The organism is Thalassospira sp. MCCC 1A03138 (genome assembly GCF_002115785.1).
In the GTDB taxonomy this organism is placed as follows: Bacteria; Pseudomonadota; Alphaproteobacteria; order Rhodospirillales; family Thalassospiraceae; genus Thalassospira.
In genome coordinates, this window is record NZ_JFJY01000002.1 from 289,081 (window position 1) to 313,927 (window position 24,847).

Annotated in this window: 21 protein-coding genes and 1 tRNA gene; 13 read left to right on the top strand and 9 right to left on the bottom strand. The window is 53.2% G+C overall.

From position 1 onward, the window contains the following. The 6 genes from TH468_RS06115 to TH468_RS06140 all read left to right on the top strand — a co-directional run bounded on the left by TH468_RS06115 (window position 1) and on the right by TH468_RS06140 (window position 6,959). Window positions 1-522, top strand: a complete 522-nt coding sequence (locus TH468_RS06115) for a polysaccharide biosynthesis/export family protein (protein ID WP_085642665.1) — start codon at window positions 1-3, stop codon at window positions 520-522. 468 nt (window positions 523-990) lie between these two features. Beyond that, window positions 991-1,971, top strand: a complete 981-nt coding sequence (locus TH468_RS06120; RefSeq protein WP_085642666.1) for a tripartite tricarboxylate transporter substrate binding protein — start codon at window positions 991-993, stop codon at window positions 1,969-1,971. 87 nt (window positions 1,972-2,058) lie between these two features. Next, on the top strand, window positions 2,059-2,559 hold the full coding sequence (locus TH468_RS06125) for a tripartite tricarboxylate transporter TctB family protein (RefSeq protein WP_085642667.1): 501 nt from the start codon (window positions 2,059-2,061) through the stop codon (window positions 2,557-2,559). After that, window positions 2,556-4,070: a tripartite tricarboxylate transporter permease gene (locus TH468_RS06130; RefSeq protein ID WP_085642668.1), complete on the top strand. Its 1,515-nt coding sequence runs from the start codon at window positions 2,556-2,558 to the stop codon at window positions 4,068-4,070. The genes TH468_RS06125 and TH468_RS06130 overlap by 4 nt, the downstream gene beginning before the upstream one ends. 100 nt (window positions 4,071-4,170) lie before the next feature. Next, complete coding sequence (locus TH468_RS06135) at window positions 4,171-5,109, top strand: AEC family transporter (RefSeq protein ID WP_085642669.1); 939 nt, start codon at window positions 4,171-4,173, stop codon at window positions 5,107-5,109. Between the two features lie 182 nt (window positions 5,110-5,291). Continuing rightward, complete coding sequence (locus TH468_RS06140; RefSeq protein ID WP_085642670.1) at window positions 5,292-6,959, top strand: thiamine pyrophosphate-binding protein; 1,668 nt, start codon at window positions 5,292-5,294, stop codon at window positions 6,957-6,959. A 31-nt stretch (window positions 6,960-6,990) separates the two neighbouring features. Here the strand turns inward: TH468_RS06140 and TH468_RS06145 are convergent, their stop codons facing one another. The 5 genes from TH468_RS06145 to TH468_RS06165 all read right to left on the bottom strand — a co-directional run bounded on the left by TH468_RS06145 (window position 6,991) and on the right by TH468_RS06165 (window position 11,905). Further along, entirely contained in the window at window positions 6,991-7,638 is a 648-nt protein-coding gene (locus tag TH468_RS06145) for a 5'-methylthioadenosine/S-adenosylhomocysteine nucleosidase (protein ID WP_085642671.1), read from the bottom strand. Window positions 7,639-7,740: 102 nt separating this feature from the next. Continuing rightward, window positions 7,741-7,817: transfer RNA gene (locus tag TH468_RS06150), tRNA-Arg, on the bottom strand. A gap of 141 nt (window positions 7,818-7,958) precedes the next feature. Next, window positions 7,959-9,695: an adenylate/guanylate cyclase domain-containing protein gene (locus TH468_RS06155; RefSeq protein ID WP_085642672.1), complete on the bottom strand. Its 1,737-nt coding sequence runs from the start codon at window positions 9,693-9,695 to the stop codon at window positions 7,959-7,961. Window positions 9,696-9,854: 159 nt separating this feature from the next. Then, window positions 9,855-10,718, bottom strand: coding sequence for an alpha/beta hydrolase (locus TH468_RS06160; protein ID WP_246832233.1), 864 nt, complete (start codon window positions 10,716-10,718; stop codon window positions 9,855-9,857). A gap of 224 nt (window positions 10,719-10,942) precedes the next feature. Beyond that, a complete protein-coding gene (locus tag TH468_RS06165; RefSeq protein WP_139834654.1) occupies window positions 10,943-11,905 on the bottom strand; it encodes an ABC transporter ATP-binding protein in 963 nt (320 codons plus the stop codon). Window positions 11,906-12,090: 185 nt separating this feature from the next. Here TH468_RS06165 and TH468_RS06170 point away from each other — a divergent pair, with 185 nt between their 5' ends. The 5 genes from TH468_RS06170 to TH468_RS06190 all read left to right on the top strand — a co-directional run bounded on the left by TH468_RS06170 (window position 12,091) and on the right by TH468_RS06190 (window position 16,749). Next, window positions 12,091-12,270 (top strand): zinc-finger domain-containing protein, encoded by a 180-nt coding sequence (locus tag TH468_RS06170; protein WP_007088596.1) that lies wholly within the window; start codon window positions 12,091-12,093, stop codon window positions 12,268-12,270. A 141-nt stretch (window positions 12,271-12,411) separates the two neighbouring features. Continuing rightward, window positions 12,412-13,635 carry a tryptophan synthase subunit beta gene (trpB, locus tag TH468_RS06175; RefSeq protein ID WP_007088595.1) on the top strand — a complete coding sequence of 408 codons (1,224 nt, stop codon included), beginning with the start codon at window positions 12,412-12,414 and terminating at the stop codon, window positions 13,633-13,635. Next, window positions 13,632-14,480: a tryptophan synthase subunit alpha gene (gene trpA / locus TH468_RS06180; protein ID WP_085642675.1), complete on the top strand. Its 849-nt coding sequence runs from the start codon at window positions 13,632-13,634 to the stop codon at window positions 14,478-14,480. The genes trpB and trpA overlap by 4 nt, the downstream gene beginning before the upstream one ends. 57 nt (window positions 14,481-14,537) lie before the next feature. Then, window positions 14,538-15,473, top strand: a complete 936-nt coding sequence (gene accD / locus TH468_RS06185) for an acetyl-CoA carboxylase, carboxyltransferase subunit beta (protein WP_085642676.1) — start codon at window positions 14,538-14,540, stop codon at window positions 15,471-15,473. Next, on the top strand, window positions 15,454-16,749 hold the full coding sequence (locus tag TH468_RS06190; protein ID WP_085642677.1) for a folylpolyglutamate synthase/dihydrofolate synthase family protein: 1,296 nt from the start codon (window positions 15,454-15,456) through the stop codon (window positions 16,747-16,749). Before accD ends, TH468_RS06190 begins: the two co-directional genes overlap by 20 nt. 17 nt (window positions 16,750-16,766) lie before the next feature. Here the strand turns inward: TH468_RS06190 and TH468_RS06195 are convergent, their stop codons facing one another. Then, a complete protein-coding gene (locus TH468_RS06195; RefSeq protein ID WP_246832252.1) occupies window positions 16,767-17,549 on the bottom strand; it encodes a hypothetical protein in 783 nt (260 codons plus the stop codon). A gap of 315 nt (window positions 17,550-17,864) precedes the next feature. Here TH468_RS06195 and polA point away from each other — a divergent pair, with 315 nt between their 5' ends. Then, a complete protein-coding gene (polA, locus tag TH468_RS06200; RefSeq protein WP_085642679.1) occupies window positions 17,865-20,690 on the top strand; it encodes a DNA polymerase I in 2,826 nt (941 codons plus the stop codon). Window positions 20,691-20,778: 88 nt separating this feature from the next. Here polA and dapB read toward each other — a convergent pair whose 3' ends face one another. Together dapB and TH468_RS06210 are read right to left on the bottom strand one after the other, a co-directional pair. Beyond that, window positions 20,779-21,579, bottom strand: a complete 801-nt coding sequence (gene dapB, locus TH468_RS06205; protein ID WP_085642680.1) for a 4-hydroxy-tetrahydrodipicolinate reductase — start codon at window positions 21,577-21,579, stop codon at window positions 20,779-20,781. Window positions 21,580-21,683: 104 nt separating this feature from the next. Further along, window positions 21,684-22,568, bottom strand: coding sequence for an aldo/keto reductase family oxidoreductase (locus tag TH468_RS06210; RefSeq protein WP_085642681.1), 885 nt, complete (start codon window positions 22,566-22,568; stop codon window positions 21,684-21,686). 108 nt (window positions 22,569-22,676) lie between these two features. Between TH468_RS06210 and TH468_RS06215 the strand changes: the two genes are divergently transcribed. Further along, window positions 22,677-23,615 carry a LysR family transcriptional regulator gene (locus TH468_RS06215; protein ID WP_085642682.1) on the top strand — a complete coding sequence of 313 codons (939 nt, stop codon included), beginning with the start codon at window positions 22,677-22,679 and terminating at the stop codon, window positions 23,613-23,615. Between the two features lie 47 nt (window positions 23,616-23,662). Here the strand turns inward: TH468_RS06215 and dnaJ are convergent, their stop codons facing one another. Continuing rightward, window positions 23,663-24,808, bottom strand: coding sequence for a molecular chaperone DnaJ (dnaJ, locus tag TH468_RS06220; protein WP_007088588.1), 1,146 nt, complete (start codon window positions 24,806-24,808; stop codon window positions 23,663-23,665). Window positions 24,809-24,847: the final 39 nt, after the last annotated feature.

Here is a 24,847-nt window from a genome sequence, read left to right on the forward strand (position 1 = left end):
ATGAAAAGCATAATTCTGACTGCAATCCTTTTTTTCACGGCTTTAAGTTGCGCTCATGCCCAGACCATCTACACGATTGATAGCGGTGATGAGCTGCGCATCACGGTTTTCGACGAGGAATCTCTTTCAGGTGATTTCTCGGTTGGTGCGGACGGATCTGTCACTCTGCCCTTGATCGGGACGGTTAAGTTGCGCGACCTCACGCCACAAGCCGCACAGAAAACCATCGCCAATGCCCTAGCAGACGGTTATCTACGCCATCCCGTTGTATCTATTGATGTTCTTCATTTCCGCCCCGTCTATATTATTGGCGAAGTCGATGAGCCCGGTGAGTACGGATATACTTCAGGAATGAACGTATTGAATGCCGTCGCGCTTGGTGGCGGTTACACTTATCGCGCCGATCAGGATGACATCATTATCATGCGTGGCCGCGACGATAATCGCGTCGAGATTCAGGCCAACGAGCAAAGCATTGTATTGCCTGGTGATATTATTCACATCACTGAACGGTATTTTTAGCGGAAGGCTCGTCAGGCCTTTGTGATGTGTGATCAGCAGGCATGGAGCCGTGGCAGACATTTTCGCGCTCGGGCTTTTCAATACCTGAAAACACCTTCCAGATTTCATATGATGAATTCGTGACGGATTGACTATCAGAGGCAGCGAAAGACCTCAAAAATCACCGATTCTAAAAATTCATATTATGTTATTTACATTACAGCTTCTATTTTCTAGAGTTCAATCATCGAGCACATGTTTTTTACATTCGATAACATCGCGCTAAACAAGGCATCCCATCAAAATAAAAGTTACAACAACCTCATAGTTGTCTGACAACCATATATATGATGACTATTTCAAAAATAATAATAAATATGACGAATTAAAAATCGCCATCACGTCGGTAAAAAGAAGCAATAACCGCCGCCGCCCGACACAAATCAATTACCCTTCTGTAAGGGCAAAAAACGATCACGGAGGAAACACATGAAATCATTTCTTAAAGTCGCTGGTGCGACTCTGGCGTTAACCCTCGGCTTCACAAGCCAATCCTTTTCCGCCGATTATCCCACCAAAGATATCCGAATGATCATTCCATGGGGCGCTGGCGGTGGCACCGATGGCATCGTTCGCAAACTTGGTACAATTGCCGAGAAGGATATCGGACAGTCGATCTATGCGGAGAATATTGAAGGCGGCATCAGCGCAACCGGCATCATGCAGGTCATGCAGGCCCGTCCGGACGGTTATACCCTTGGCGCACTGACATACGACAGCGTTGTCACCGTGCCTTGGCAGGGACTTTTGCCAACCTACAAGCTCGACAAACTGAAACTGATTGCGCGCGTCACCAGTGAACCCGATGCAATCATTGTCGCTTCCGATTCACCCTACAAGTCGGTCAGCGACCTTGTTGCTGCCGCCAAGGAAAACCCTGGCAAGATCAAGGTTGGCATCCAGAACACAGGCTCGCGCCTGCACCTTGCGATGCTGCAATTCCAGCAGCTGACCGGCACAGAATTCAAACTGATCGCCTATCCGGGCGGTGCCGCCCCGCAAAAAGAAGCAATCCTGTCTGATGAGGTCGATATTGTTGCCACGAGCATGGGTGATTTTTCCGCCCTGATCGAAGGTGGTGATGTTCGTGGGCTTGTCGAGTTCTCCGACAACCGCAACCTGACCTTCCCTGACGTCCCGACCGCGAAGGAAGAAGGGATTGATCTTCAGATTGGCAGCTTCATCGTTCTTGCAGCACCGGCCAATACACCAGATGACGTCGTTGCCAAAGTCGAAGCCAGCTATAAAGCGGCACTGGAAAGCAGCGAATTCCAGGAATGGGTATCAAAAGTTGGTGTTTCGCCGAACTGGCTGGGCACCGACGAAGTAACCGCATGGACGAAAGAAACCCAGAAAACCTTGTTTGACCAGATGCAGGCCCTGGTCGACCAAGGCGTTATCAAGAAGTAATCCCCATAATACGGAACGGATGGCATCACCCGAGATGATGCCATCCAGACCGGTTTTGGCCGTCCCGCCGGAACGGAGATAACCCGAATGCCAGCCTCAAGCATCACAGCAAAAAGAGGGGCTCTTGTGCTTCCGCTTTTCCTGCTTATCATCACCACCATCTACCTTGCCACAGCGTTACAAATCGCCCCGCAATTTGACGAAGGGCTGGTCGGACCATCGTTCGTTCCGGTCCTTGTATCGATCCTGATGTATATTGCGCTTGGTTTTGTATTTCGCGACGTCCTAAAGGCGCCTGTTGCCGTCGACGAAACCATCAGCGAAGAGTCGCAGACAGAAAAGCCGTCGCTTGGTCCTGCGATCAAAATTGTTGTGGCAACGGTAATCTATATCGCCGTCTTCAAGACATTGGGTTATCCGCTTTCGACTTTTCTGTATATCTATGCGTTGCTGTTCTTTTTCAAACTTGAAAAGACCGGGCAAGTCTGGCGCATCGCATATTCGGCGGTCATTACAGCCGTTTTCTATATCCTTTTTGCCGTCATTTTCCAGGTACGTCTGCCAATGCTGGAGGTCCTGTCACCATGAATTTCATTCTGGAAATTCTGGGCGGGTTTAGTGCCCTCGCCTCACCTGAAGTACTGGCATATATGGTCATCGGCTTTCTGATCGGTACGTTCTTTGGTGCCGTGCCTGGCCTGACATCCGTGCTTGCCATCGCACTTTTGTTACCCATCACCTATAGCCTTGACGTTGTTCCAGCCCTTGTCATGTGTGCGTCGATTTTCATGTCGGGCATGTATGCCGGGTCGATTACCGCGACCACAATCAACATTCCCGGCGCACCATCATCGATGATGACCTCAATAGAGGGATATGCACTGATGAAGCAGGGCAAGGGTGCAAACGCCCTTGGTCATGCTGCACTTGGCTCGATGATCGGGGGCATTGTCGGCGCCCTGCTTCTGATCGCTCTCACACCGATTGCCGCCAAAGCATCCCTGCTTATTCAGACGCCGGGCAAGTTTTCGCTGATTCTGTTTGCCTTGGTCGTGATTGTCATTTCACAACGTGACGCTATTGCCAAAGGAACCGTTGCAACGTTGCTGGGCATCATGATCGCGACGATTGGTATTGATGTCATGCAACCGATCGCACGGTTTAACTTTGGTACGGAAACGCTGGTCGAAGGCATCGATATGATGCCCCTGATCATAGGAACATTTGCCATAAGCGAAATCCTCTATCAGGCACAGCAAAGTAACGATCCGCTGACAATTGATGCCGACACCCGAAATCTGACACCGATCCGTCGCAAAGACTTTCTGCCAAGCTGGAATGAAATCCGCGAAATCGGGTTCTTCACTTATTTGAAAAGTGCCCTGATCGGCTACTTTATTGGCGTACTTCCCGGTGCTGGCGGATCAATGGCTGCTTTCGTTTCCTACGCTGAAGCCATGCGTAAATCCAAGAAACCCGGCGAATATGGCAAAGGTTCGCGCGAAGGAATTGCCGCGGCTGAAACCGCGAACAATTCGATGTGCGGCGGCGCATTCGTTCCGATGCTGATGTTTGGCATTCCCGGCGATCCAACCACCGCAATCGTTCTGGGTGTTCTGATCATCAATGGCTTGCAACCGGGCCCAAGGCTTCTTGATACACAGCTTGATCTGATCGCACCAATGTTTGCGTCCCTTTTGATCAGTGCCTTGATCCTGATCCCGCTGACCCTTTATCTATTGGGGCCGTATTTCGTTAAAATCGTCTCGATCCGCAAGGCACTGCTTTATTCTTGCATTGCGGTCGTTGCGCTGGTTGGAAGCTACGTCGCGACCTATTCACCTTTCCAGATGATGCTGGCGCTTGTTTTCGGAGTTCTAGCATTTTTCTTACGCAAACAGAATTACCCCACCGTCACCCTGTTGCTCGGTTTCATACTGGGTCCGGATCTTGAACAGTATCTAAGGCGGGCATTGTCACTAAATGATGGAAACCCCTTAACTTTCCTGACCAGCTTGGACAGTCTTTTCTTCCTCGCCCTAACGGCTGTCTTTTTCTACTTCATGGTCATCCGGGTACCCAAACCATCAAAAGCCTGATCTATTGATTGCCGAACTTGCCACCTTCCTCATCTCTCTCCCGGGGCGGGTGGCATTTTTTCTTCGCCCGGATTTCAAAAAGCCCAGATCAGGAAACACAATGCTGCTGAACCTTATTGATCAGCTCGGACCCATTTTTCTGCTGGTTGCAGCGGGATTTGCTCTCGCCAAGATCGGCTTGATCGGGGCTACCGCGATTGACGGGCTGACCAAGATGACGTTCTGGACGCTGATCCCGGCAACATTGTTCCTGACAATCTCGGCAAACCGGGTTTCAGAGCTATTCAATTTATCAATATGGATCGCCTATTACGGTGCTGTTGTCATCACCGCGATTTCCGTTTTTGTTTTGTTGAAAACAGGCCGAAAAAACAGCACACCCGAAGCCATTGTTCTGGCCTTTGGCGCGATATTTTCCAATATCGGTATGCTGGGTATTCCGATTGTCGATATCCTGTTCGGGCATGAAGGGTTGCTGGTTCTGGCAACCATATTGTGCATCCATGCCGTCAGCCTTTTAACTTCAACCATCCTGCTTCTGGAATGGAGCCGCAACAGAACCGGCAATCCGGCCGCAGTTCTTGGTAAAACCCTGCGCGCGCAGATATGTAATCCAATCATCATTGCCATTATCTGCGGCATTATCGTTGCCGCATCCGGTGTCGTTATACCAACGGTTGCCATGACATTCTTCGGAATGCTCAAAGCCGCGATGCCGCCAATTGCACTCATGCTAATCGGTGCAGGGATTTATGGTCAAAAACTGCGCGGAAATCTGCGCACCAGCATAACCGGTGCGATTGCCAAAGTTTGCCTGATGCCCGGTCTTGTATTCATGATTGGTACTGCGTTGCATCTGCCGCTCCTTACATTGGCACCGGCAATAATGATTGCCGCACTGCCTCCGGGAGTAAACTCTGTTCTGATGGCGTCAAGCTACGACACTGCACGGGAACGAACAGCAACAACAATGCTGGTCGCGACATTGCTGTCTGTTGTGATCCTGCCGGTACTCGCGTTCACGCTCACATTTGAGTAGCCCCCCAAAGAACACGCCGTAATTCCTGTCGGCGATCCACGCTGTTTGGAAAGATTGCAATAACAGCCGAAAAAACCGTGTTTTAGCGTCCCATGTATCTTTACGGGCCGGTTTAACCATGATGAAATCCGGACACGCGCAAAAGCGCCCCACCAAGACAATGCGCATCTCAGGAGCCCCAAATGTCTAATACTGCGGAAATGCGTCACGGCGGACGCATACTGGTTGATCAACTTGCCCTTCATGGCTGCGAACGGGTTTATCTTGTTCCCGGTGAAAGCTATCTGGCTGTTCTCGATGGCCTGGTCGACCATCCCGATATCGAGCCGATCATCTGCCGTCAGGAAGGTGGTGCTGCCATCATGGCCGAGGCGCACGGCAAACTGACCGGAAAGCCTGGCATCTGCATGGTGACACGCGGTCCAGGTGCAACCAATGCGTCGGCGGGCGTACATGTCGCCCATCAGGACAGCACCCCGATGATCCTGCTGGTCGGGCAGATCGGACGGGACATGGTCGACCGCGAAGCCTTTCAGGAAGTCGACTATCGCAAGATGTTCGAACCGCTTTGTAAGTGGGTCACCCAAATCGATGACATCAATCGCATCCCGGAATATATCAGCCACGCCTATCATATCGCGACCTCCGGTCGCCCCGGACCGGTCGTGCTTGCGCTTCCGGAAGACATGCTGTCCTCGGCAGCTGCAGTTGCCGATGCCAAACCCTATGTCCCGATCGAAGCCAAAACCGCCCCCGAAGACGTCGCACGTTTCCGTGGCGCACTGGCAGACGCAAAACGGCCGATCATGATCGTTGGTGGTGGTGGATGGACCGCAGAAACCACCGAGAACCTTAAATCGTTTGCAAAACGAAACAATGTTGCGATCGCCACCAGTTTCCGCTGTCAGGACTATATCCCGAACACGCACAGCCATTTCATTGGCGATGTCGGCATCGGGATCAATCCGGAACTGGCGAAATTCATTCGCGAAAGCGACCTTGTGATCCTTGTCGGATCGCGCATGGGGGAAATGACCAGTAGCGGTTACAGCCTGCTTGAAATTCCCTGCCCGAAGCAGAAACTGATCCACGTTTACGCAGGCCCCGATGAACTGGGCCGTGTTTATCGCCCTGATATCGCAATCAATGCATCTCAACGATCATTCATCCGCACCGTCGCCATGATGGAACCCGTGGATGGAAGTGGACGGGAAGAACAGATTGAAACGGCTCACGCTTCATATCTGAAGTTCTCAACCCCGCTTGATACGCCGGGCGATGTAAAGATGGCCCATGTCGTCGCACAGCTTCGCGAAATCCTGCCCGAGGACGCCATCGTGACCAATGGGGCCGGCAACTATGCCGCCTTCCTGCACCGCTTCTTCCGGTATGGCAAATATCGTACCGAACTTGCACCGACTTCGGGTTCGATGGGCTATGGCCTTCCGGCATCTGTGGCCGCCAAGCTGACCCATCCAGACCGACCGTCGATCTGCCTTGCCGGTGACGGATGCTTTTTGATGCACGGCCAAGAATTCGCAACGGCGGTTCAGTATGGGGCAAACATCATCGTGATCGTGGTCAATAACGGCATGTTCGGCACCATCCGCATGCATCAGGAACGCAATTATCCCGGTCGCGTTTCGGGCACACAGCTGCACAACCCGGATTTTGCGGCCTACGCTGTCGCTTTTGGCGGACATGGCGAAACCGTTACCAAGACCGAAGATTTCGGACCGGCTTTTGAACGTGCCATGAATTCGGGAAAACCGGCGATTATCGAGGTACAGGTTGATCCGCAGGCATTAACCCCAATCAAGACGCTTGATCAAATTCGCGCAGGCAGTTGAACTGTCAGAGAGTGAAATACGGCGGGATCACTTACCGTTCAGGCAAGATGATCTCGCCATTTTCAAGAGCCCTGTGCAACTTATCAACAACCTCGGCAAGCTTCTCGTCAATGACATGCAAATAGGCTGTCCAGTCCGAGAGCTTTTTAAGCTCTTCCTTGCCATCAGAAATTCCGCGCAGACCGATCAAAGGTACGTCAAACTTCTGACAGACCCGCAAGATGGAATAGGTTTCCATATCCACCATATCCGCGTCAATCACGTCATAAGCTACACCCGATACAACGTTTGCACCTGTTGACAAACGTGCTTCCGCGACACCCGGAATGCGATAAGGCAATTCCATAACTGCCGGAAGATTAAGATAGGGCGTAATCCCCTTCTCAAAACCAAGTGCTGAGCAATCCATATCGCGGTAAGACACAGATGACGCCTGATAAACCTCCGCCTGCTTAAGCGTGCGCGACCCTGCTGATCCAAGAGTAACCACAAGATCCGGCAAATCACCCAACAATCTCAGTTCCGTCAGGGCAGAGCTCAGATTAAGTGCCGCCTCAACCGGACCAATACCAATCATCAACGGCTTGAACAGTTTTTCAAGATGAGGGCCATATTCCTGATTTGCTGCCATTGCGAACAACACATTAGTTCCGGCAAAATCATGAAGATATCCGCGCATGTCTCATCCATCTCATCTGCGATTGATCAAGATGCAGATTAGTGGTCAAAAAACGCTTTGCCAGCCCTTAATTGGGCGGATTTGAAAATATTCTTGGGAAATTGGCGCACCCGACAGGATTCGAACCTGTGGCCTTTGCCTTCGGAGGGCAACGCTCTATCCAGCTGAGCTACGGGTGCGCAATAGGCATCGGGCAGCACGGCCCGAGCGGTTGGGTGATACAGGTTTTGTCCGTCGCGGGCAAGGATTTTTGACGGCCCCTACCAATCAGCATCCTGCCGACCGTTTGATTAAATTCTGGTTGCTGCATATCACAGCGATCAGCTTTCAACATCACGTCGCTCATAGGGATCCCTTACAATCCACGTCCCATTCCATTCCCGGTCCTGTTCACGGCGCTGCAGGCGTTCCATTCGGTTAAGCATGAGCTGCGCGGCAAAATCGCTGCCGATACCCTCCTGAACTTCCTCAAACAGCGGCTGCGCCTTACCAAACTCGCCCTCGCGATAAAGCGCAATCGCCATCTCATAGGTTTTGCGCCACTCGCGACGTTCATCGCTCAGCTGTCCGGACTGTGCCAGCACTTCATAGAGATAGACCACATGCTCGGTCCCCAGCAGCACGACATGGTCAAGATCACGCATCTCGATTTCGCCCGCTGCCATGCTGGCGGTTTCATGCGACGCCAGAATTTGCGTACCATAAATCCGGTTGGCCTTTTCAAGACGGTTGGCATAGTTCACACAGTCGCCAACCACCGTATAAGACCGTGATTTATCCGTCCCGATGGAGCCGACAACGACCTCGCCGGTGGCAATACCAACGCGAATATCAAGCCCGTGATCGCCAATCAGATCAGCATATTTGGTCTTCAATGCGTTAAAGCGTGCCACCTGCTCCAACGCTGCCAGACAGGCATGCCCGGCATGGCTTTTTTCCCCACAGAAGGGCGGGCCCCAGAAACCGATCACCCGGTCCCCGACAAAATTATCGATAATGCCGCTATGATTGGCAATCGGTTCGGTCATGGCTGTCAGATAGTCATTCAGGAAATCGACAAGTTTCTCGGGCGGGATATGCTCCGCCATCCAGTCAAAATTGGTCAGGTTGACGACGCTAACCGTCATTACACGCTTCTGCGAGGTCTCAAGCGCGGTTTCCTGCGACAGCAGGTTATTGATAATCTTTGGATCAATATATTTGCCAAACCGTTCGCGCATCCGGAACCGGACACGCAATTCACGCGTCATGCGGTTAAAGGCATCCGCCAAACGGGCAAAATCGCCCTTGCCCTTGAAATCAAGGCTGGTATCGAGCTTGCCCGACTGGACGCTGTTTAACGCATTGGTCGTATCACGAACCGCTTTGACTACTGCCTGCGCCAGATAATAGGCAAAGGAAATGCCAATCACCACCGCGGCCAGCATCATGATGAATTCGGCCTGGATCAGGAAATCTTCGCGGGCTGAGACATTTTCGACTGTTTCGCTGGAATATTTTTCCAGCAGCAAAATCTCGCTGCGCAGATCAAGCACTATATTGCGATGAATGCCACGCACCAGATTTTCCTGACGTTGCGCATCGTCAAGATCACCATCGCGTACCCGGCCAAGCAGCCGTTCAACACCCAGATTGAACTGGGCGGCAATATCGGCAAATTCACGCATCCGCACATCAAGATCAAGCAAGACGCCCTGATCAAAATGACCTGATGCCTGTGCCCGGCCAAGGGCTGCCGATGTGAACGCCTTGCGAAAAGCCTGTTCGATCTGGGTCTGCTTGGCATCAATTTCGATTTCGATGCCACTTAAAAGCGATGCATCCGGTCCTTCATTCTCGACCACACGCATATAACGGTCGATCAGCGAAATCTGTTCAAGCTGACGGGAACGCACATCGGAAAGCGCATCCTTCACCGGCGTGACATAGCGCGACACCGCTTCAAGGTCACCATTGATCCCCAACGACTGAATGACGGAGAACCCGGTAGCCACCACAAGCCACACGACAAAAAAGGCCGCGACACCCAGGAACTTCGCCCGAACGGTCCTTAGCATGCCGGTCCTGATCCTCCGAAAAACATGGCTGAAAGCACCACCAAATACGCAAAGGCGATAGGTGCCATATCGTGATGGTCGCACCGCGTAACAAGCATGACAACCATATGCAACTGATTAAAAATGCTACCTGATCGGTGATCCCCGGTCAAAATGCAATCAGTTGACCCGGCACGAAAAATCCCGCGCGGTACCACCACCCTTTATCCAGCGTCCGATATCGCCGATTACCGTTGGCCCATTCAGGTCCCGCAACAGCATGTGATAGCCGTCGCGATAAAGACAAATCGTGCTTTGATCGCTATTTGACGCCCGCATGTTATCTGCAATCGCGGCAACCGCCCCTGGTGGAATAACCTGATCCTGCTGACCTGACATCAAAAGTGTCGGAATATCGATATCGCCACCGCGCTGCTGCGCCAAATCCATCAAATCTGCCAGTCCTGCAACCATGTCGACCCGCACCGATTTCATCATGTACGGATCACGAGATAGACGACGAAGCATTTCGATATTGTCAGACGGCCATATATCAAGCCCCTGCCCCGACAGAGGCAACCAAGGCAAACTATTGGAAATCATCGATAATGGTGCTGTCTGATACCATGGCATCATGTCGCGGTTCCAGACTGCCGGTGCGACCAGAATAACCCCGTCCATCCATTGGGGGCGCGACGCAGCTGTCACAATTGCAACTGCGCCCCCCATCGAGTCCCCCATCAAATAGATCGGTCGCCCCGGATATCGCATGCGAAGAATGACGAGCATATCAGATGCATCATTGATCAGGCTTTGCGTTCCCGCCCAAAATGGCCGTGTCGCCGTGCGGCCAAATCCGCGCTGATCATAGGCAAAAAGCACAATATTTTCAGAAGCTAACGCCGTTCCGGCTTCGTCAAACGCGTTCGCATAATCGCCAAATCCGTGCAGACCAAGAATTACCGCATCCGGATCATCAACCGGCCCCCAATACTGCAACGGCAAAGACGCCCCATCAGACGCCATAAACGCATTTTCGGTCATTCTAACGCTGGCGATCGGATCGCCAGCGGGAATTATCGTCGGCGCGCAGCCCGCTAGCCAAAATGCGAACCCAAGCCCGACAAACCATGAAAATACCTTCTGAATGTAATGAATTGCCGCCCCCAAATCATGTTGCTTTGCATTTACAGATCAAATTAAGGCCAAAAAACAAAACCCTGCAAGCAACTTGCAGGGTTTTGAAGGATGGCGTGACACCCTGAAAATCAGGCAGCCTTGCCTGCACGGGCCTTGTCATTATCTCGTGTCAGCATCAGGAAGATATCTTCAAGATCGCCTTCCTCGGTCGACAGGTCGGTAATTGCAAGACCGCAACCCTGAATGGCATTAAGGATTTCAGCCATCTGGGTATTGCTGGGCCGGTAATTCAGCGCGATCTGGTTTGCGCCCTTAAGCTCCGCCCCCCAAGGGGTGAGTTCCTCGGGCACGGCATTGAGTGCATTTTTAACTGTTAGAATCAGGGTTTTATGATCAATACGACGCAGAAGACTGCGCTTGTCTTCATGGGCAATCACATTGCCCTTGTTGATGATCGCAATCTCGTCACAAAGCTCTTCGGCTTCTTCAAGGTAATGCGTGGTCAGAACAATCGTAACGCCCGCTTTGTTCAGTTCCTTCACATAAGCCCAAAGCTGCTGACGCAGTTCGATATCGACCCCGGCCGTTGGCTCATCCAGTACCAGAACTGGCGGCATATGGACCATCGCCTTGCCGACCAGAAGACGCCGACGCATCCCACCCGAGAGTGAACGGGAATAGGAATCGGCCTTGTCCGACAGCCCAAGGGCAGCAAGAATCTCGTCCGTACGGCGTTCCGGTTTGGGAACACCATAAAGGCCTGCCTGCAATTCCATCGCCTGACGCGGGGTAAAAAATGCATCCAGATTAAGTTCCTGTGGCACGATCCCGATCGAACAACGCGCAGCGCGCATTTCGGTTTCTATATCGTAGCCCCAGATTTTTGCCGTACCGCTTGTCTTGGTGACAAGACCAGCCAGTATATTGATAAAAGTGGACTTTCCGGCACCATTCGGACCAAGAAGGGCAAAGAAAGAACCACGTGGTATTTTCAACGACACATTGTCCAGTGCTAGTTTTTCGCCGTTCGCACCCTTATAGAGCTTGGTCAGCCCTTCGACTTCGATGGCGTAGTCGGGCATTGCAGTCATGAATGCGTGATCTCCGCTCTTTTCCGCGTGGCTTGTTTGCGCTAAGACCATGCGGAAGTGTTGATTGAATATGCGCAATCGGTATCATCCCTATGAAAGCGGGGTCAATGGCTCTTGGACCGGTTTCAGGCCGATGATCAACCGATGGCAATACCGATGCCTGTGCTAACTGGGAAGCTGGATATATGAAGATCACCGAAGAAATCAAAGTCGGCAGCCTTAATGTTGCCTGTGACGGCGGCAAAGGTCACCTTGGCCATCCCACCGTTTACCTCAATCTTGAGGAAAAGGGCGAGGTGGTCTGCCCTTACTGCTCAAAGAAATATATTTTCGACAAATCCCAGGCCGAGCACGCAGCCCATTAATCCGTTTTGCCTGACCACAGGTAAAAGGAACCAGCGCCAAAGCTGCCAATATCGTTGATCCCGGCAGCTTTTCGCTGACTTAATGACTGTCGCATGTCTTTGCCGTCGCGGCATTTCGCGGCACATCCACGGGGAAATCCTATGACGTCTGCACCAACCGCTCTTAACAGCTATCGTGCCCTTCCGGATCCGGACGGACATTTCGGCAATTTCGGGGGCCGCTTTGTCGCCGAGACCCTGATGCCACTGATTCTCGAGCTTGAGCAGGCCTACAAGGATGCCAGGAAAGATCCGGCGTTTCAGAAAGAACTCGACTATTACCTGAAGCACTATGTCGGTCGCGCAAATCCGCTTTATTTCGCCGAACGCCTGACCGAACATCTTGGCGGTGCCAAGATCTATTTCAAGCGCGAGGACCTGAACCATACCGGCGCGCACAAGATCAACAACTGCATCGGTCAGATCCTTCTGGCCAAACGCATGGGCAAAACCCGCATCATCGCCGAGACCGGCGCGGGTCAGCACGGCGTTGCAACAGCGACGGTTTGCGCGCGCTTTGGTCTGCCCTGCACAGTTTATATGGGCTCCAAGGATATCGAACGTCAGTCGCCGAACGTTTTCCGCATGCGCCTGCTTGGTGCCGAAGTCAAACCGGTTAAATCCGGTTCCTGCTCGCTCAAGGATGCGATGAACGAGGCCCTCCGTGACTGGGTCACCAATGTCGAGGATACCTTCTACATCATCGGGACGGCGGCGGGTCCGCACCCCTATCCGGAACTGGTTCGCGATTTCCAATGCGTGATCGGTAACGAAGCCAAAGAACAGATTCTTGAGCAGGAAGGTCGCCTGCCCGATCAGGTAATAGCGGCCGTTGGTGGTGGATCAAACGCGATCGGTTTGTTCCACCCGTTCCTTGATGACAAGGATATCGAGGTGGTTGGTGTCGAAGCTGCCGGTCATGGCGTGCACACCGGTAAACACGCCGCCAGCCTGAGCGCTGGAAAACCAGGCGTTTTGCACGGGAACCGCACCTATCTGCTGATGGATGACGACGGACAGATCAAAGAGGCCGACTCGATTTCAGCCGGTCTTGATTATCCCGGTATTGGGCCGGAACATAGCTGGCTTAAAGATATTGGTCGTGCGCGTTACGAGCCGATCACCGACAAAGAAGCGCTGGAAGCTTTTAAACTTTGTTCGGAACTCGAGGGCATTATTCCCGCGCTGGAATGCAGTCACGCCATCGCGCAGATCATGAAAGAAGCCCCAAAAATGGGTAAAGACAAGATCATTCTCATGTGTCTGAGCGGCAGGGGCGACAAGGATATCTTTACCGTGGCCGAAGCACTGGGAGTAGAACTGTGAGCGACGCAATCATCGGCGGCCAGGACCGCATCGCCAAACGTTTCGCGAAGCTCAAGGAAGAAGGTCGTGCCGGTCTGGTCACGTTCATCACCGCAGGTGACCCCGACCCGGAAGCATCGTTTGAAATCCTTAAAGCCCTGCCTGCAGCAGGTGCGGACGTCATCGAACTCGGTATGCCATTTACCGATCCGATGGCCGATGGCCCGGCCATTCAGGAAGCATCAATCCGTGCATTGGCAGCCGGCATGCATATGCGCAAGACCCTGTCGCTGGTTCGCGGTTTCCGCGATCAGGATCACGAAACGCCCATTATTCTGATGGGCTATTATAACCCGATCTATATCTATGGCGTCGCCGAATTCCTTGAAGATGCACGCAATGCAGGGGTTGATGGCCTGATTGTCGTCGATCTTCCGCCCGAAGAGGATGCTGAACTTTGCGTCCCGACCGTGGAAAAAGGTTTGTCCTTCATTCGACTGACAACCCCGACATCCGATGACAAACGCCTGCCGAAACTCGTTCAGAATACGTCAGGCTTTGTTTATTATGTCTCGGTTGCTGGTGTTACAGGTGCCGGTTCGGCAACCAATGACCAGATTGTCGAAGCCATGGCACGCCTGCGTCGCCATACGGATTTGCCGATTGCCGTTGGTTTCGGTATCAAGAACGCGACCCAGGCCGCAGAAGTTGCCCGGCAGGCTGATGCTGCTGTGGTCGGATCGGCAATCGTATCAAAAATTGCCGAAAGTCTTGACGAAAACGGCAAGGCCACCGATAAGACCGCCTCTATGGTCACAGGCCTTGTTCGCGAACTTGCAGACGGGGTACGCAACGCGCGCAGCTAATTCTGTGCGTTGCTGTGAAATGACCGATATAGGCAAAACCAAGGATCAGTATCCGATATGTCGTGGCTGACAGAATTCGTCCGTCCCAAGATTCAGAAACTTGTTCGCCGCACCGATGTGCCCGAAAATCTCTGGCATAAGTGCCCGTCGTGCGAACAGATGATCTTCCACCGTGACCTGGCAAAAAACAAACATGTTTGTCAGCATTGCGGCCATCACATGCGCATTTCCGCCAAGGAACGTCTGGAACTCCTGTTCGATGATGGTAAATACCAGACCATCGAACTGCCGAGCGTTCCGGTCGATCCGCTGAAATTCCGCGATCAGAAAAAATACACCGACCGCCTGAAAGCGGCACAGGCCAAGGCAACCTACAAGGATGCCCTGGCTGTTGCGCATGGCGATGTCGGCGGTCATGCAACCGTCGTTGCGGTCTTTGATTTTTCCTTCATGGGCGGATCGATGGGCACCGCCGTTGGCGAAGGCATCGTTGCCGCGGCCGAGCTCGCAACGGTTCAGGATGCGGCCCTTATCATCGTTCCGGCGTCGGGTGGTGCACGTATGCAGGAAGGCATTCTAAGCCTTATGCAGATGGCGCGCACCACGGCCGCGATCGAGAAGGTCAAGGAAAAGGGTCTGCCCTATTTCGTCCTTCTAACCGATCCGACCACCGGTGGTGTTTCGGCATCCTTCGCCATGCTGGGTGATATCCAGATTGCCGAGCCAGGTGCACAGATCGGTTTTGCCGGTCGTCGCGTGATCGAAAACACCATTCGTGAAAAGCTTCCGGATGATTTCCAGACAGCAGAATATCTTCTGGATCACGGGATGGTCGATATGGTCGTGCCGCGCGGTGAGTTGAATGAAACCATCGGTCGCCTGATAGACATGATCCGTCGCACCAAGCCGGGTGCCGCGATCGTTCCGATCAAGGATGCGAAAAAGAAACCCGCGAAAAAGGCCGAGACCGAAGGTGACAACGCCAAGAAGTGACGCCATTCTTGCGCGTCTGGGCCAGCTTCATCCAAAAGTGATCGACCTTTCATTGGGTCGGATTACCCGCTTGCTCGACAAGCTGGGTAATCCGCACCTCAATCTGCCGCCCGTCATTCATCTGGCCGGAACCAATGGCAAGGGATCAACGCTGGCTTACCTGCGTGCCATCTATGAGGCCGCAGGCCTTCGTGTCCATACTTCTACATCTCCCCATCTTGTTCGCTTTCATGAACGCATAAGGCTGGCGGGTGACCTGATCACAGAAGACATGCTGTGTGACCTTCTTGAAGAAGTCGAGGCGGTCAATGGCGGTGAACAGATAACCTTCTTTGAAATCACCCAGACCGCAGCTTTTCTGGCCTATTCCCGAATTCCGGCAGACGTTGTTCTGCTTGAAACCGGTCTTGGCGGTCGGGTTGATGCCTCCAACGTGATTGGTAAGCCGGCTCTGACCGTCATTACGCCGATCTCGCTTGATCATCAGGGGTTCCTTGGCGATACGATTGCCAAGATCGCCTTTGAAAAGGCCGGAATCATGAAGCCGGGTGTGCCGTGTGTACTTGCGCCTCAAAGCCTTGAGGCATTTGATACGCTTGCCCGCCACGCTGACGATATCGGCAGCCCCCTGATCACGAATTTCGCCGTTACCGCCGAGCGCGAGGATGGTTTCACACTTCGTATCGCCGAAGAAGAATTTGATCTGCCATTGCCCGCCCTGCCCGGTCGCCATCAATTCATCAATGCCGCAACCGCCATTATTGCCGCCCGCAAGGCCGGTATTCCCGATGTCGCAGGCCCGGATTTGGCAATAATAGCGCGCGGAATCAGCCAAGCCAGTTGGCCCGCACGCCTTCAGAAGCTGATCACCGGACCACTTTGTGATGCCCTGCCTGAGGGGTGCGAGCTTATTCTGGATGGGGGACACAATATCGCCGCTGCCGAAGTCATCGCAGACTGGCTGTCCCGTCAGCCCAAAGGCGATATCGTCGCGATCATGGGAATGCTTGATAACAGGGACCCGGTCGCATTTCTCCAACCGCTGGCCCCTCATATCACATCATTTGCCGGCATTCCGATCCCGGGAGATCACGAAGTCCACAGCGCTGATACGTTGCGTGATGCTGCCGCCACGGCAGGAATCGCAAATGCACATGCCTGCGAAACCCTGGATGATGCGTTGGCCGTTCTGAAGAACGCTGTTGCAAAACCCAAAAGAGTTTTGATTTTGGGGTCGCTTTATCTGGCAGGTGTTGTACTGGAAAATCACGCCTGATCTGGCACGTCTCGCGATCAGATTTCCGGTAACCGCACTTTATTGTTTACTGCTGACGAACTGCCACCCCCCGTGCCACTGCCGTTTGATGATCCGTCATCATCCTTGCGCAGGCGAAGACTGCCAGCTTTGTGCACCTTGCGCCGGTCTCCGGCCACACCGGGCGGCAATCCGGCAGAGGCACCCTCTTTCGACATCTGGTTCCCTACATGCTCCATCCGGTCATAACGATCTGCTTCGCGCCGAACAGTGCGACCGGTAACCCATGTGTAACCCAACACATAAAGCAGGAATCCCCCTACGCCAATGGTAAGGGTCAGGAACTGCAAAACCGGCAGGAAACTACCGAATAGCTGCCCACCGCCATAAATCATGAAAATGCAAACCGCCGCCACGGGGGCGAGTGCAAGGAAGAATATCCCGCGCACCTTGTGGCGGATCGGCCCGTAATGCATCAGCATCGCGTAAAACAGGTACATCAGTGCGATGAACACCACGAGTTTGATCAGCAGCACGAAATGGTCGACCGCCGGAAGACGCTGGTTACGGTCATAAACGCCAAAGACAACGAACAAACCGTGCAGGAAAAGCCCGAAAATTCCGAACGTAATAAGAAAGCGCATCCATGAGGACGCACTAAAGAACCTGCGCCATCCCGATCCGTTGGACCGCGCAACCCGTTCGGCTTTTTTGGCCTTCTTGCGCCGATTTGCCAGCTTCATGTCGTCATGCAGCTCGCGCGTCGGTTCTGCGGTTTCAATGCCGATGCCTTGTGGCTTGAAAACCGGTTTATCTTCCATCGTCGGCAATGACCGGTTCTCCCGTTTCCCGAAGGAAAGTTGCACTGCGATAGACCATATCAATCCCTGTGCGTCCTGATAAGCCCAAAGCGACATCCTGCCATAAATGCTCAGAATACGATCATGATCGAAGTTTTCATTTCGATATCGACACGATAGTCAAAATTCTTGCTCTCTCCTGACAGTCTCCTGTCAGTAGTAGAACCGGAAACAGCCAATATATTCCCGCTTTCGGCGATGCCCCACTCGACTTAGCCCGCTGGATCGGGCATTCTGCGGGCCATCAAATCACACGAATGAATGAGCATTAGACGCATGACAGATTCTGCGCCATCCACCGGTAAATCCCCCCGTCGCGTTGTGCTGGTTGACGGATCGGGCTTTATTTTCCGGGCCTTCCATGCCTTGCCACCGATGACCAGTCCGGACGGTACGCCGGTGAATGCGGTATATGGTTTCTGTACCATGCTGATGAAATTGCGCGAAGATACCAAGCCCGATCATATGGCGGTTATCTTCGATACCAAGGGTAAGTCGTTCAGAAACGATTTCTATCCCGAATACAAGGCGCACCGTCCGCCGCCGCCCGAAGAATTGGTCCCCCAGTTCGGGCTTATCCGTGATGCGACGCGTGCCTTCAACCTGCCTTCGATCGAACTCGAAGGATACGAGGCCGATGATCTGATCGCGACCTACGCCCGACAGGCTGAGGCCGAAGGTTCCGATGTGATTATCGTGTCTTCGGACAAGGACCTGATGCAACTTGTCACGGACCGGGTGCAAATGTTTGATGCGATGAAGAATCGTACTATTGGCGCACCGGAAGTCTTGGAAAAATTCGGCGTTACACCCGACAAGGTTATTGATATCCAGGCGCTTGCTGGCGATTCCGTTGATAACGTTCCCGGCGTGCCCGGCATTGGCATTAAAACCGCGGCCCAACTGATTGACGAATATGGCGATCTGGATGGCCTGCTGGAACGTGCAGGCGAAATCAAGCAACCCAAGCGCCGCGAAAAACTGATCGAGAATGCCGAACTGGCGCGCATTTCACGCGATCTTGTGACCCTCAAAACCGATGTTCCGGTTGTCGAAAAGCTGGATGGTTTTGAACTGCGCGAACCTGATCCGGATGTTCTTTTAAGCTTTGTTTCAACACATGGCTTTAAATCACTGATTTCTAAAATAAAGGCAAAGTTCGGTGGCTCTGTTGATGCCGATGGCATTGTCGAACCGGGTACCGGTGTCAATGATATCAGTGTCGAAAAGGCAGAATATGAACTGGTGCAGGATGAAGACCGCCTAAAGCACTGGATTTCAATGGCTGAATATGCCGGTACGGTTGCTGTCGATACAGAAACCACATCGCTTAATGCCCATCAGGCCAAACTGGTTGGCATTTCGCTTTCGACCGAACCGGGCAATGGCTGTTATATCCCTGTCGGGCACGGACGGGGTCACGGCGAAAGTGGCGAAGCACAGGGAGGTTTCGATTTCGATGCCCCTGCCGAGGCACCGACAGAAATCGAAGTGCCAAAGCAAATCCCGCTGGATCGCGCGATTGCCTTGCTCAAACCCCTTCTGGAAGACCCGGGTGTTCTCAAGGTTGGCCAGAACCTGAAATACGATATGATCGTGTTGTCCCGTCACGGCATCAATGTCGCCCCGATAGACGACACCATGGTGCTGTCCTATGTTCTGGACGGCACAAGCCACGGCCATGGCATGGATGAATTGGCCGAACTGCATCTGGATTACAAACCCATCAAGTTTTCCGATGTTTGCGGATCGGGCAAAACCCAGATCACCTTTGATCAGGTGCCGCTCGACAAGGCGCTTGATTACGCCGCCGAAGACGCCGATATCACGCTGCGCCTGCATCGACTTCTGAAGCCGCGGATTGCACAGGAACACATGGCCAGCGTTTATGAAACGCTGGATCGGCCACTCGTCCCGGTCCTGGCCAAAATGGAAAGCCTTGGCATCCGCATTGATGCCGACAAGCTCAAAACCCTGTCGAATGACTTTGCCAAGCGGATGGCTGCCCTTGAAGAAACCATCCATGAAATGGCCGGTGAACCGTTCAATCTCGGCAGCCCAAAACAGCTTGGCGAAATTCTGTTTGAAAAGATGAGCCTGCCGGGCGGGAAAAAAACCAAAACCGGTGCATGGCAGACTGGCGCGGATGTTCTTGAAGCATTGGCGGCTCAGGGACATGACCTGCCGACCAAAATCCTTGAATGGCGGCAGCTTTCAAAGCTCAAAAGCACCTATACCGATGCTCTTGCCAATCACATTAATCCTGAAACCGGCCGCGTTCACACAAGCTATGGCCAGACCAATGTGAATACCGGCCGCCTTTCGTCAAACGATCCCAACCTGCAAAACATCCCGATCCGAAGCGAGGAAGGCCGTAAAATCCGTACGGCCTTTATCTCGGAACCCGGTTGCAAACTGATTTCTGCCGACTATTCGCAGATCGAGTTGCGCCTTCTGGCGCATGTCGCCGAAATCGACGCCCTGCGGGATGCCTTTAAAAATGGCGAAGATATCCACGCCGCAACAGCATCCAAGGTGTTTGGCGTTCCGATTGAAGGCATGGATCCTATGGTCCGCCGCAAAGCCAAGGCCATTAATTTCGGAATCATTTACGGGATTTCGGCCTTTGGCCTCGCCAACCAGCTTGGTATCCCGCAAAAAGAAGCCAAAGCCTTTATCGAAGCCTATTTCGAAATTTATCCCGGCATTCGCGATTATATGGAACGGGCAAAAGACTTCGCCAAAAAGCATGGCTTTGTCAGGACCCTGTTTGGCCGTCATATTCATATCAACGGCATTAATGATAAAAACGGGATGCGGCGAAGCTTCGGCGAACGTGCGGCCATCAACGCCCCTATTCAGGGCGGTGCCGCTGACATCATCAAACGCGCCATGATTGCCGTTCCCGGTGCCCTTCTTGATGCGGGGCTTAAAACCCGCATGCTGCTTCAGGTTCATGATGAATTGATTTTCGAGGCCCCCGAAGATGAAACCGAAAAGGCCGTTAAGGTGATCCGCGAGGTTATGGAAAATGCCGCACACCTGTCCGTACCGCTTATCGCAGATGCCGGTATCGGGGATAGCTGGGCGGATGCACACTGATCAGATCAATATCCAGACCCTTAATCAAGACAAAAGCCCCGGCAGTACTGCCGGGGCTTTTGCGTAAAATGCGTCGATTGGCGATGATTTATAGACCCAGAACGTCACGCATTGAATAAAGACCGGGCTTCTTGCCCTCGGCCCATTTCGCGGCACGTACCGCCCCCTTGGCGAAAACTTCGCGTGATGATGCCTTATGAGTAATTTCGATCCGCTCCCCCTCGCAGGCAAAAACAACGGTATGGTCGCCCACAACGTCGCCGCCACGCAGCGTTGCAAAGCCGATGGTGCCGTTTTCGCGTGCGCCGGTATGCCCGTCGCGTGAGCGCACCGAAACCGCATCCAGATCGACACCACGACCCTTTGCCGCCGCTTCGCCAAGGCCAAGTGCCGTGCCGGAAGGTGCATCAACCTTGTGCTTGTGGTGCATTTCAACGATTTCAATATCAGCCGTATCCTTATCAAGGATCGCCGCAACCTTCTCGACCAGCGCAAAGGCAAGGTTCACGCCGACACTCATGTTCGGTGCGAAAATGATGGTTGCTGTTTTGGCTGCGACCTTAAGCTCTGCTTTCTGATCATTCGAAAGCCCGGTCGTGCCAATCACAAGGATTTTACCGGTTTCAGCTGCCAGTTTGGCATGGTTCATGGTCGCAGCCGGTGCGGTGAAATCAATCACCGCATCAACAGCTTTAAACAATGCCTTGGGATCGTCACCGACCAGAACGCCACTTTCTTCCAGACCTGCAATCAGTGTGACGTCCTTGCCGACAAACGGGCTGTCTGGCAGATCGGTACCACCGCCAACCTCGCAGCCGTTGGTTTGGGCCGTTTCATTGACCAGCATGCGCCCCATTCGGCCGGCACATCCGACAATCCCGATTTTCATTTCCGGTCTCCTCCGGCAAGCAATTTCAAACGTGTCATTGCTTTAGCACATGCCGCTCTGTGATGAAATCACCGGAAATGTCCAAATGTCGGACAAATCAACAATCAGTCTGTTGTGACGAACTGTGCTGCAATCCTGTCAAGGTCGGCAACGGCGTCAACCGGAAGCTTCAGGCTGGCCGCAGCAAGGTTTTGCGTCAAATGCTCGGACGATGACGTTCCCGGAATCAACAGGATATTGGTCGAACGCTGCAACAACCAGGCAAGGGCAACCTGCATCGGCGTTGCGTCAAGGCGCATGGCAACCTGTGAAAGGGCTTTTGACTGTAATGGCGAAAAACCGCCAAGCGGGAAAAACGGCACATAGGGAATGCCATCAGCCGCAAGGCTAGCGATCAATCCGTCATCATCGCGATGCGCCAGATTGTACTGATTCTGCACACAGACGATGTCACAAATCTTGCGCCCTTCCTCGATCTGGGTCGATGTCACATTCGACAGTCCAATATGTCGGATCAATCCCTGCTGCTGCAATTCTGCCAAGACGGCAAGCTGTTCTTCGATCGAACCCTCAGCCGGTCCATGAAGCCCGTGCATTGATCGGAAATTGACGACATCGATCACATCAATCCCAAGATTGCGCAGATTATCATGTACTGCTGCTGTCAATTCTCCAGCTGATAGCGCAGGCAGCCATGATCCATCATCGCCACGCTTTGCACTGATCTTTGTCACGATCACAAGATCATCCTGATAAGGATGAAGAGCTTCACGAATCAGCTGATTGGTAATGTGCGGACCGTAAAAGTCGCTGGTATCGATATGATTGACGCCCGCTTCGACCGCCTTGCGCAGCACTTTGATCGCACCATCTCGATCTTTTGGGGGGCCAAAAACGCCAGGTCCAGCCAACTGCATCGCGCCGTAACCCATACGTTTAACGCTTAGATCACCGATCTTGAAATTCCCGGCTTGCTCGACATTGGACATGGAAATCTCCTTTCATGTCAGACATTCGATTTCTGTACCGAAGCTAAGCCCTACAGATTTGATCAACAATCCGATACAATCAGAACAAGCTGTACGGGATTTGAAACAATGAAACTTGATCTGCCCAACATCACCGCGTTCGTCACCGTTGCCCGCGCAGGCGGTTTTCGTGAAGGCGCCCGCATCAGTGGCGGAAGCGCATCACGTCTAAGCGATCAGGTCCGCCGACTGGAGGCCGAGCTTGGCGTAAGGCTGTTCAATCGCAGTACACGCAGTGTGGCCCTGACCGAAGCTGGTCAGGGATTGTTCAACCGACTTTCACCCGCACTTGACGAAATGGAATTGGCACTTGATGTGGTGAACAGCTACCGCAATCGTCCGGCTGGTACGGTAAAGCTTAACGTTCCTGTCAGTGCCGCACGCCTTGTTCTGCCACACATCATTCCGGCCTTTCTGGCAGCCTATCCCGATATCCGGGTTGAAATCATTACCGAGGAAAGCTTCGTCGATGTTCTTGCCGAAGGGTGTGACGCTGGCATTCGCTATGACGAAAGCCTTGAACTGGACATGATCGCAATCCCCATCGGCCCCCGTACCCAGCGTTTCGCCGCCGGGGCTTCGCTTGAATATCTGAACCGGCACGGTATGCCGGAACACCCGCGTGACCTGATGGAACATGCCTGCCTGCGCGGCCGCTTTGCCAGTGGCGCCATGCATCCATGGGAATTTGAACGCGGCGATGAAACCATTGAACTCAGCCCCGGTGGCCAGTTACTGATCCGGCCCGGCGGCGGGACAGACCTGTCGGTTGACGCGGCTTGTGCGGGAACAGGTATCATTTACCTGTTTGAAGACTGGCTTCAGCCCTATTTTAATAGCGGTGCTCTTATCCCTGTGCTTGCAGACTGGTGGCCACAGTTTCCGGGACCAAAGCTTTATTACCCGGGGCGTCGCCTTGTCCCCACACCGCTCCGGACTTTCATCGACTTTGTCAAAAGCCACCCCTGGCCACGTGATGCGGCCAAAGAAAAACCCCGCCCAAGGTAACAGAGCGGGGTTAAACATCTTTGGCAGCCAGTTGGTTTGGCTAGCACTTAATCCGTCAGGTCTTTCCAGATTTCCTTCATTTTGGAAAAGAAACCTTCGCTCTCCGGGTTGCTACCCTCTTCGCGCGAAATCTCGTCAAACTCTTTCAAAAGTTCTTTCTGCCGCTCGGTCAGTCTGACCGGAGTTTCGACACTGATTTCAACGAACATGTCACCACGAGCCTGCGAGCGCAGGATGGTCATGCCCTTGCCGCGGAGACGCAGCTGCTGTCCCGATTGCGTACCTTCTGGGATATTGATCCGAGTGCGCGTGCCCTCGATTGTCGGCACCTCGATGGTCCCACCAAGGGCTGCCTTGCTCATCGGGATTGGAATCCGGCAATACAGGTTCGCCCCGTCACGCTGGAAGAAGCGATGATTCTGGATATCCAGGAAGATATACAAATCACCTGCCGGTGCACCATTGGCACCGGCTTCACCTTCGCCCGCCAGACGAATACGCGTACCATCTTCAACCCCGGCCGGAATAGTCACCGACAGGGTCTTTTCCTGTTCAACGCGACCAACACCATGACAGGATTTGCAAGGATTCTTGATGATTTTGCCTTTGCCATGACAGCTCGGGCAGGTGCGCTCGATCGTAAAGAAGCCCTGCTGCGCGCGGACCTTGCCATGACCATTACAGGTCGGACAGGTTACCGGCTGCGAGCCGGCCTCGGCGCCGCTGCCATGGCATTCTTCACAGGCAACCGACCCCGGAATGGTGATCTCGGCCTTTTTGCCTTCAAACGCTTCTTCAAGCGAAATCGCCATATTGTAGCGAAGGTCGGCACCGCGCGACGATCCACCACCACGGCGACCACCGCCCATGGCACCGAAAATCTCGTCGAAAACGTCGGCAAACCCTCCGCCGCCGAAACCACCGCCAAATCCGCCACCGAAACCACCGGCACCGCCCGGCCCACCCTGCTCAAACGCAGCATGACCAAAACGGTCATAGGCAGCACGCTTTTCCTGATCTTTAAGGACTTCGTAGGCTTCGTTGACTTGCTTGAATTTTACTTCGGCTTCGGTATCGCCCGGATTTTTATCCGGATGATACTTCATCGCCTGTTTACGATAGGCGCTTTTGAGCGCGGCAGCATCGGCGTCTTTGCCAACACCCAACAACTCGTAATAATCTTCTTTCGCCATCTGTAACTCCGAAACACGGTCGGGCCGTTCCCGCAATTC